The sequence below is a fragment of the Pseudoalteromonas sp. GABNS16E genome, from assembly GCF_028598715.1.
Lineage (GTDB): Bacteria > Pseudomonadota > Gammaproteobacteria > Enterobacterales > Alteromonadaceae > Pseudoalteromonas > Pseudoalteromonas atlantica.
Map to the genome: position 1 here is coordinate 1 of NZ_JAQREZ010000110.1, position 2,394 is coordinate 2,394.

Annotated in this window: 2 protein-coding genes and 1 pseudogene; all 3 read right to left on the minus strand. The window is 35.5% G+C overall.

The annotated features are described in order from the left end of the window. Positions 1-182: 182 nt before the first annotated feature. A complete protein-coding gene (locus PSI06_RS20785; RefSeq protein WP_024032690.1) occupies positions 183-569 on the minus strand; it encodes a diacylglycerol kinase in 387 nt (128 codons plus the stop codon). Further along, positions 559-2,211, minus strand: coding sequence for a phosphoethanolamine transferase (locus tag PSI06_RS20790; RefSeq protein WP_273604787.1), 1,653 nt, complete (start codon positions 2,209-2,211; stop codon positions 559-561). Before PSI06_RS20790 ends, PSI06_RS20785 begins: the two co-directional genes overlap by 11 nt. 2 nt (positions 2,212-2,213) lie before the next feature. Then, positions 2,214-2,394, minus strand: a pseudogene (locus tag PSI06_RS20795) (LTA synthase family protein); the annotation flags it as partial.

The following is a 2,394-nucleotide window of genomic DNA, read 5'->3' on the forward strand; positions in this document are numbered from 1 at the left end:
TAAACTTCCGGTTTCTAACCCAATATTGCTATATTTCGGAAGCAAACTTCCGTTTATAGGAATTCAAAGGTAGTTATCGGAAATATACTTCTGTTTTTTGAAAGCGTTAACCTAGATAGCTATATGAGCCATTTTTCGGGGCCTTATTTGAGCGATCAGCGGTCATTGAGATTGGATAAATTTTAAAAATAACCAATATAGTTTATAAATACAGCAACCCAGACGACTGAACATATCAATAGCGCAATTAGTACTGCTGCGGAGCCTAAATCTTTAGCGAGACCAGACAATGGATGAATTTCTAAGCCAACTCTGTCTATTGTTGCTTCTATTGCTGTATTAACAATCTCTGCGAATATCACAAACAAAACAGAGATTAGGAGCATGACCTTTTCGTAAATACCTATCTGCCAAATAGAAATAATAGTTAGCGATAAAGCAAGTAATAAAAGCTCTTGTTTAAAAGCAGCTTCATTTTTGGCAAGCCATTTAAATGCACGCTGTGAATTTTTAAAAGCTAAAAATACTCGATTAATACCTGACGGCTTATTTACATTATCAAACTGCATTGGGAATCCCCTCATTGTAGGCTTCGGCCTTACAGGCGTTAAAAATATCGTATATAGGTTGGTACTGGTTGCTATTTACATGAGTTAATCCAAGCAAAGTGTCAAAAATATTGTCGTGTGAAAATGTTTTTGAGTGTTGCAACTCAACACAGCGATTGAATTCAGAGTCAGTAAGTTTATTACTCCAAAAAATCATTGGGATATGAGTTTGCTCGGTTGGTGCTAATGCATAAGGAAACCCATGAAGGTATAAGCCTTTTTCACCAAGTGACTCACCGTGATCTGACACATACAAGAGTGATTTTTCCGTTTCGTTACTTTCTTGTAATACTTTTATTAATTCGCTCAATATCCTGTCTGTGTATGCAATAGTGTTATCATATGTGTTTGTTAGCTCTGTTGTAGTACAGTTCTGAATATCGCTTCGATCGCAGTCAGGTTTAAACAAACTTGCGTGTTCAGGGTAACGACGATAATAAGTTGGCCCATGTGAACCTATCATATGTAGAATAATCAATTTATGCTTAACGTTACTTTTAGCTATTCTGTCTTTGAATTTCGAGACTAATATTTCATCAAAACAGTAATCACCGTCACAGAGCGAGTGCTTTTTGTTCGGCTCAATGTTTTCTGATTTGACGCGAGCACACACTCCTTTACAGCTGCTATTATTATCAATCCATGTCACTTCAACACCACTACGCTGGATAATGTCTAGGACATTTTCTTGACTATTAGCAAGGCGAGAATCATATTCTTTGCGATTAAGCCGTGAAAACATACAGGGCACGGAGATAGCCGTTGCCGTTCCACATGATGAAACATCACTAAAATATTTCACGCCCAGCTTAGAGGTATAAGCATTCGTTGCTCTACTATAGCCTTGCAGTGAAAAGTTAGCAGCCCGAGCAGTTTCGCCTACAACCATTACTGTTAGCGAGGTGGTCGTTTTATTTTCTAAAGCTGGTAAATTATCAAGTACCTTAAAAGGTAGTGGGGGGTAAAAGTAATTATCTCTCAAATATTTATAACCCGCTGTATAAAAAGCAAACGGGGTGATATAGCTTGTAAGCTGTCGGTTATTACGCCCTACAGAAGCGTACTCTTTATAAAAGGTTGCTGCTATTAAAGCACAACAAAGCAAAGCAAATAGATTTAGCTTCACAAAGCTCTTTAAACGTACTCTAAAACTACCAATAATTATGAACTTGGAAAATAAGTAAGTAGGTACAATTCCTAATAAAACTACAAATATTACAAGCTGAAAATTCAAATATGAAAATGCTTCACCTGAGTTTGTCTCAACAATATTTTGTAACATGCTTTTGTCAAAAATAACGCCATAATTAAGTGTTGAATAAAACAATAATGAACAAAGTAAAACGCTAAATAAAAGTACGGGTTTAACAAAAGTAACTAAGGACAACCAACTCAAAACTAAAATAGTCAATGAGAAAAGCAATAAAGGAATAGACGTGATAAAAAGCCAATTTATATGGCCTGGCTGTGTTGCAGCAATAAAGGTGTTGTATAAAAACAAGCCATTAAATACGATAACGATATACATCGAAACTAAGCAAACGAAATGACTATAACTTACATGCCAAGACGAAATGTTAAAAATTTTAAAAGCATTTTTCATAATTATTCCTTATCGCTATTTTTATCAGCTAAACGATAAAGCTGCTCTGTGTAAGCTAAGTTGCTAAATAACACATGAGCGAGTGCTTTTTCAGCTAACGTTTTATCTGCGTTTTGCGGTTTATTTCTTTTTTGTATTTTGGTTTTTTTGTTATAGCGCCAATAGCTAGTTTGTTGATTTGGC

Coding starts and splice junctions, on each gene's coding strand:
- PSI06_RS20790 (WP_273604787.1), bottom strand. CDS start 2,211: ATGAAAAATGCTTTTAAAATTTTTAACATTTCGTCTTGGCATGTAAGT.
- PSI06_RS20785 (WP_024032690.1), bottom strand. CDS start 569: ATGCAGTTTGATAATGTAAATAAGCCGTCAGGTATTAATCGAGTATTT.